The sequence below is a fragment of the Cloacibacillus sp. genome (assembly GCA_036655895.1).
Classification (GTDB): domain Bacteria; phylum Synergistota; class Synergistia; order Synergistales; family Synergistaceae; genus JAVVPF01.
Genome location: JAVVPF010000056.1, coordinates 1 through 7,555, shown reverse-complemented (window position 1 = coordinate 7,555; position 7,555 = coordinate 1). Strand labels below are relative to the sequence as shown.

Genomic DNA, 7,555 nt, shown 5'->3' with positions numbered 1-7,555 from the left:
ACTATTCGCAATTGCGATTGTAACAAGCTTATTTGATACTGGCTGTTTAATAAAATCTGTATAACTTAAAACTGAGTATCCATTTAAATGAGTTCCAGCTCTTCCATCATCAATAAAAATAAAATCGTCCTTCTGCTGAACTATAAGAGTATCGAAGAGATCAAAATAGAGCCTTGCGGAGATGCCCTCTATTCCGCGCATCTCCTCTATATCATTTTTGTCGCGAAGCTGCGCAAGATACCCTTCAAGCTGAGCTATATTTTCCCTAAATTTCTTCTCTATCGGCCCATCTTGCGGATGGTCTCTTAAAAAACGCTGAAGAACGGTCCGGCTATTGTTGATTTTGGCCGCTAGTAGAGAACGCACGATGCAGACGCTGCGTAATGCGGCATCCGATATCCGGTATTGTTCTTTGCGGAGAAGGACGTTTCCACTGACAGGCCCGTGCACCGAGGCTAAAAATTTCCCATATTCCGTGAAAAAAGTAATGGGCACACCGTTTTCCGCACAGAAACCTAAAAGAGGGGGCGTTACGTTCACCTGCCCGAAACAAAGCACAGAATCAAAGAGGTGCAGAGGAAATGCGCGGCTTTCTTCTTTATTCAGATGGACTATGATATTTTCACCTTTTTGAGAAAGCCACGCGCCTTGAGTCATCACAAAGAGGCTGTTGAGCAATCTTTTCATTGTTATTCTCCAATAAATCCGTCTTTTAACTTAAAAAGACTCTCACAATATTTGCGCGACCTGTCCGAGAATCGAGTTTCGTCAGGCATGCAGTACTCCTGCATGGAGCAGTTTTTGCACTGTTTTCCAGGCGTATAGACTGGCGGTGAGAGGCCGGCGGCAAGCTGGCGTGCTCTCGCGCATTTGGCCTCCACTTCCTCACGAAGTTTTGCGGTAAGTGATATCTGCGTCCTCCGTTTTGGTTCGCCATAAAATAAAGCTCCCTCTTCGATCTTGCAGCCCAACATCTCTTCAAGACATATGGCCTGTGCGCACATCTGCACTTCATCTGCGGTATCCCAGCGTTTGCGGCCTCTTTTGTATTCAATAGGATACGGCTGCCATTTTTTTGTCTTATCTTTAAACGCTGGGATGATGACGCCGTTTTCGTCGTCACGGTGAAACTCGACCATGTCGGCCACACCGTAAAGGCCAAGTCTTGAGGAACACAGCTGGAGACCCGAGGCGAGTTTTACAGAGCCGCGGCTTTCGCTTCCAATTTGATGAACATTCTGATGCAGGTGGTCGCCCTCAATGGTAAGAAGATTTTCGGCCCACAGCTGTTCGACATGGATAAGCATCCACTGTCTCTCACAGAAAGTCAGATGCTGCAGGCCGGATATCAGAATGAGGTCGTCATCGGAATACATCAACGTTAATCGCGGTTAAAATCCAGGGATCTCTTCCGGCACCAGCCCCTCAAGCGGGGAAATGGCATACGTACCATCTGGTTCTACCTTAAGGGAGCCGTGAACCCTTGCTGAGGAATACTGGCCGCTTTTACAAGTGTGCTTCCACCAGAAAACCTTTTCAACCTTCATTGTGCCATCAGGCCTGGCGGATGAAGCGTCGTTCTCAAAGAGTTTAGGCAGTACTTCTTTTATTTTCATCGCGTCTTCTTCGCTGAAGCCAGTTTTTTCAGCAAGCTGAGGATTAATGCTTCCGAAGAATACATAGATGCCAGAATCTACACGGTGCTTCATTCCCATTGTGTCTGATGCTTTTTTGCCGTCTTTGGTATCTTCACCGTTGACGCTTTTTGTAATTTGTATGCTGGTAATGGATATCGGTGACATTGAGAAAGCCGTCTGCACAGTCACCGGACCGCGGATACCTATGGAGACCCCGGGGTCATCGTTCTTCGCGCCTTTATATGCGAAAACCTGGCCAAACGCGCGCACATCAAACCATTTTTCGCACACTGCCTTCTCTGTCTCACTCTTCGTCATTTTTTTATTTAAAACAACATCAGCCCTTGCTTTTAAAGATGTCGCGTCATCAATTTTACGATCGTCGGACTGAACGAATATCTCCAGACCATCTTCAAGCAGCCTGTCTCTTATTTTACGTTTTAGGCAGACGTCAGATACCTCGCCTATACCATCATAGCTGATCCTTGGTCTGTTGCTGTTCAGGGGATCTCCGTTAGGGTTTGCGTTCTTGACGGAAAATATTACTGCAAAATCAATTTTGTTCGACAGTGCCATCTGCTATTCCTCCCTAGTCTTTTTTATTTTCGGATGCGACATTTGGTGTCTCATTACTTTTCTGATTGTTCCATAATTCATAACGCTGGCAGTGGAACCCAAGGAGAAATTCTGACGAAAGCGGTGAATTATCCTTAAATTCTCCTGGCCTAAAGGCCGAATATATTTTATCCATCTGTATATTAAAGGCCGTTAATTCTTTTTCCGCTCTTGCCTGAAGGCGGCTGCAGTAAGGCAGCAGGTTTATCTCTATCTGCCTCCATGTTTCTGACGGTTTTTCGGCAAATCGCGCCATTAACTTAATTGCGGAGGTATCGCGGCTTTCTCCCGCAATATACAGCGCCCTTCCCTCAAGTTTATCAGCTACAGCAAGAAGCCTTCCGTAAAGATAATCGCGCGTTGTCCTATCCTCTTCAAGTGCCATCTTATATCTCCTCTCTGGGTGGCAGCCTGAATAAAGTCCACAGGCCACGCCAAGTATTTTTTCAAATTCCCACCGTTCCATAGATTGAGGCTGCGCCGTCCTGCGACAGACCGCAAGAAGCAGGTCTAGTGGAAAGGCACGGCCCTCTGAAATAACAGGAAGCAATCTAGATACCGTCGCTTTCAGTAATATCGGTGCGGTCTTGCCGGCAAAGGCAAGTTGTGCAATATCATAGATGGATGGGGCTCCTATAAACTCTTTATCTTTTCCAAAATGCTGCCGCCACGCGTATTTTTTGTGATAATCCTCAACGCGGGCTAGGAAATCAGAGCCTTTTATCTCCTGATAATAGGTGATAGCCATTCTTCCTGGGGTCGCGGAATCCAGCGCCATGACTACGATGTCGTCTCTGTCTTTCAGCTCTTTCTTATATCCGGCCAATTTCTTGTTGAGTCTCTTTGCATACGAGGCGCCAATATCTTCAATATTATTGCCGGAAAGATTCTCTGTTTCTTCCGACTCATCCAGAGAATCTAAAAAAAGATCATCGCTTGATTCACATAGAGGCGGTATTTTCGCGTTACTGACAGCCCAGGCGACAATTACCTGGCTGTCGTTTTTAAAGCCCTGCTGCTCAATGAGCCATCTAAGAGCCGAATGCGCCTTCTGTGTAACATCGTAACCAACAGTACAGGCCTCTTCCGGCGAGACAAAGCGTCCCCTGAAAGTATAACCGTTAAGGTCGTTAGCTGAGATAAGCTTTGCCTTGTCGCCTGAATAGCGCAGTCGGGCAGGATGATTTACCGCATACGGTTTTTCTTCTCCACTGATATAGCATAGAGAACTCTCACTCTGGCGAGATCCATTGAAACGGATCCAGGACTCCGCCAGTTCGGCGCACTCCCAAACCTTATCTTCCAACCGCCCTGGAATCTGGACGCACCAGCGTACAAGCGCACCGCCCTGGTCATAAACGCTCTCGCCTGATTTATCCTTCTTTTTTGTCAGAACTTTAAATATAGAGGGTGTCTCCTTGCCATTCCATTCAGTGAGAAGATTACCCTTTTCGTCGAGAAACAATACCTTCGAGGCCACAAGGTCCGCTATTAGGCATCTTTTGGTGACATATTTATATATTGCCTTAAGCATTGGATGGTCATAAAAATCATTCCACGCAGACAACAGCGACAAATATCCGGCTTTCGTTTCGTTTCCGCTCTTAAAGTCATCGAAATAAGCGTTGGAAATCCCTCCGTGCGCCTTGTAGTCTCCCGCTGTATACTGTATTTTGTCGCACAAGGGGTGCGGCTCACCACCACTCGTCCTGCCGGCGGAGGCCTCTGTCGCCGGAATGAGCGTCGCCTCTTTATTTACAACGGAGGCCGTGAGAAAATTCCCCTCACCATCCAATACCACCTCAATGTGTGCCTGCTGCTCAACATGCGCGGGTGGGACGGGCAATGAGTTGAAGTTCTCGCGTCTTTTATAGGCGTTTTCGTAAGTTTCTTCAAGTCGCTGCATCCAGCTCATGATAATGCCTCCACATTTGCAGCATCAAACGTTCGAGCATCATGATTACGCTTATCTATGAACTGAGTCCCCTTCATCGGGTGCACAAATTTTGAGATCAACTCTCCGTCATGTCCGGCAAAATCAATTTCACCACAGCGCATCTTCGGATACCAGAAACGGCTGTAAAGCTCGTTTTTTCCAGATTCCTCCGGATAAAGAAAGCTGTGGAACATCAACCCGAAAGAAACTTCGTCCACATCCTTATAAAATCCTTCCGGTTTGTCGCTCCATTCAATAGGTTCCACATATCCCTGACATTCGCGTGCCCCAAGGAATATATCGCGCGTTCCGCCGCGTTCAAGATACCGCTTCAGCATGAGATAATGCTTGTTGTCATTGCGGTCCGCGGCAAGCTCAGAGGCCAACGGATTCCACTCAAAGTGCGCCTGCACATGATATTCGACGTCCGCCAGATAAGTGTAGAAGGCCAGACTATTGCCCCCGCTATAGTTCAGCGGCTTGACCCCTTTTGTCTGAGTCCGTATCTGGTTGATGACCCGCACTTTGTCTATTCGCCATATAAAAGTCGGCTTCCAATAGACAGAACGAGCTACACCGCGAAGGGCCTCATATGTGGGCACCTGATAGGTGCACTTTTCGCCTCCGATTTTCGTTACCGGGTCCGTGAAAAGGGCAAATTTTCCTCGAACCTTAAAAGAAATTCTGTTCTCCACTACGTCACCTCCAATTTCAGTTTTCCGACTTGCTCAGTGCTGAGCCCAAACTCATCGCTATAGAATTCGGCGGCAAGTATCCAAACCTCAGCTCCGCTTGCACCGCAGATAGATTGTTTATACACCCCACCAGATTTAACGAGAGCATCAAGCTGATATGGATATACGTTCACCGAAAAGCGCTGGGATCTATGAAGCAGCTTCTTCACCTCTGCGGAATCTGTATTGACAGTCAGTTGATCCACGAGCTCCCTTCCCTCGCCATATTGAACGATAACACCCTTTGTCGGCGCCTCAATGACATTAAACAGATTCCCAGCTGTTGCGAATGCCTGCCTGAGCTTTCGCGCAGGAGGCGTTTTTGTTTTGGCATTCAACGAAAGGAGATTAAATAAATTATCGTCTCGATCCGCTGTATTCACGTTATATCTCATCTCTTCATGACGCGCGTAAAAATAATATCTAAAATAGCGCGATATATTTTCGAGTGAAAGAATATCCGACGGCGTCCCTGTCGTCGTTGAGGGAATTTCGTTTAATATCCTTTCTGCGACGCGACGCCCCTCTTTGATATCCACAAGTTTGTCAATCTTCTCATCGACGGGATTGACAATAAACAGCGGGGCTATCTTTTTGTTTCGCCCCTCCCTATTGCAGCGCCCTGCAGCCTGTACCATCGAATCAAAACCCGCAAGTGATCGTATCCCACACCCAAAATCTACGTCAACGCCAGCCTCCATCACCTGCGTAGAGACACATATCAGAGGCGCACCGGCCTTCAGTAGCGCATTGATATTGTCCAGAACCACCTTGCGGTGGGCCGGGCACATCTGAGCGCTTAGATGGACGACTTTGATCTCAGCCTCAGCCTCAAGCTTCGCTCTGATATCACCATAAAGCTTCCTGGCAACGGTCGTCGTATTTACGATGGCAAGGGCGGATCTATGAACACCTTGCTTTTCGATTACCATGTCGCTTAATTCATTGATGGAATAGCCGCCGGGCTTGACGCAGTTCTTTATCTCCACCCTTTTGAGGGCTTCAAAGAGTTCACTTGCGTTAGGGATAATCTCATCCTCCGCTCCGTAGCGCAGAGCGCCGTAATCTTTTGATACACCGTTAAGCAGCGGCTGCGTAGCAGTGCAAAGAAGAGCTGTAGTTCCGCAATGTTCAACCAGAAAATTCAGCGCGCCACAGAACAGATGTACTGTTTTTATCGGCAGTGTCTGTATTTCATCGAAAATAATCACCGAATGCGCCAACTGATGCATTCGCCTGACGTTCTTTGTTCCACCGGAAAAAAGAGACTCAAGAAATTGAACGTTGGTGGTGAAGACAACAGGGGCATCCCAGTTTTCGGATAGGAGCTTGCCCTCCCATGTCTCATTTTCTTCAAGCAGGTTTGAATGGCATTCAAGCACGATCCTCCCGCGGTCCGCATCTGTCTCAAGCACCTCGCGCGCCTTGGCCGCGTTCTGATCGATAATGGTTGTATAGGGGATAACGTAAATAATTCGTTCAATGGGATGGGCATCATGAAGGGAACATTTTGCCAATTCAATCGCAAACCTCATGCTAGCCAGCGTTTTCCCACCGCCGGTAGGAACGGTGAGAGTAAAAATACCGCGCCGGCCTTTTTGTGCCGCCTCAAGGCAGCGATCTGAAATATTTCGGCGAATTTGATTGACGGCGCCGTCTGTGGAAAAACAAGACAGGTATCGTTCAAGTCGCTCTGACATGACCGACCATTCTGTGTAGTTCGAGTTCTGCCTGGTCTCGGCAGCTTTATCTACACAAAAATCCACAGTATCACAGCGGTCGGCATCTACCAAAACACTAAATAGTAATTTCGTCAGGCAGCCCAACGCGAACCATAGCCGCGCCTTACCGGCTGTTTTAATTTGCTCGCAGCTTAGTTTCATAGAGGACTCGTCCCCTATATGCCCCAACTTTTTGATAGATTCCGCTGTGATATCATCTTCTATTTTTTTGATTTCTAATATAAGTTCTTTAAGTTTTAAAAACATCAGGCCGGAACAGAGTAATTCATCCACACACGCAGAGACTTGTGGTGAGATTTTGGGTTCTATTTCTGTGAGATGCGTCTTCTCATCATCTTTGTTCATCCTTATGGCAAGAAGATCGTCACCGTCAGAGGAGATATCCATGAGACCGCCATGATGCCCGGCAATAATAAGAGCCGTCATCTCCGCGAAAATCTTTTTGATCCAATCCGGGCCATCACAGTTCGGTTTTTTCCACACAAACTGGGCGCCCGCTGTCGAGTGGTCTATTTTCCCCTTCATGGGTAATGGTTTTTTCGTTTTGCCTGTTATAGAAGAGCCGTCATCGTCACTGTCCTGATCTAAAAAACCGGACGAACTTTTTATGTACTGTTGGAAACTACCGGAATACTTGCCCCAATCATGGAGAAGCCCCAGCAATTCGCCCATGTCACCTAAGTCAATGGCGGCTGCGTATTGGCGGGCTAACGCCGCAGTTCCCAAAAGATGATCCTCTACACTTTGGGAAGGAGGTTCTCCATAACGAAAATGCGCTATGTATTCTTCCTGATTCATTCTTATACCTCATCCGCTGAATATTATTCATCCGACTTGTGCACATTTTTATGAATCATGGTTACGAACGCTAAAAATCAATCAAATGTTCTA

6 protein-coding genes are annotated in these 7,555 nt (G+C 47.2%); all 6 read right to left on the bottom strand.

Annotated elements, in window-relative coordinates:
• Positions 1 to 687: CRISPR-associated endonuclease Cas1 (gene cas1, locus RRY12_12055; protein MEG2185406.1), on the bottom strand; the 687-nt coding region annotated here is incomplete at its 3' end.
• A gap of 2 nt (positions 688 to 689) precedes the next feature.
• Positions 690 to 1,376, bottom strand: a complete 687-nt coding sequence (gene cas4, locus RRY12_12050; protein ID MEG2185405.1) for a CRISPR-associated protein Cas4 — start codon at positions 1,374 to 1,376, stop codon at positions 690 to 692.
• A 15-nt stretch (positions 1,377 to 1,391) separates the two neighbouring features.
• Entirely contained in the window at positions 1,392 to 2,213 is an 822-nt protein-coding gene (gene cas7c, locus RRY12_12045; protein MEG2185404.1) for a type I-C CRISPR-associated protein Cas7/Csd2, read from the bottom strand.
• 13 nt (positions 2,214 to 2,226) lie between these two features.
• Positions 2,227 to 4,158, bottom strand: a complete 1,932-nt coding sequence (cas8c, locus tag RRY12_12040; protein MEG2185403.1) for a type I-C CRISPR-associated protein Cas8c/Csd1 — start codon at positions 4,156 to 4,158, stop codon at positions 2,227 to 2,229.
• A 5-nt stretch (positions 4,159 to 4,163) separates the two neighbouring features.
• Positions 4,164 to 4,883 carry a type I-C CRISPR-associated protein Cas5c gene (gene cas5c, locus RRY12_12035; protein MEG2185402.1) on the bottom strand — a complete coding sequence of 240 codons (720 nt, stop codon included), beginning with the start codon at positions 4,881 to 4,883 and terminating at the stop codon, positions 4,164 to 4,166.
• Positions 4,883 to 7,462: a CRISPR-associated helicase Cas3' gene (cas3, locus tag RRY12_12030; GenBank protein MEG2185401.1), complete on the bottom strand. Its 2,580-nt coding sequence runs from the start codon at positions 7,460 to 7,462 to the stop codon at positions 4,883 to 4,885. Before cas3 ends, cas5c begins: the two co-directional genes overlap by 1 nt.
• Positions 7,463 to 7,555 lie beyond the last annotated feature (93 nt).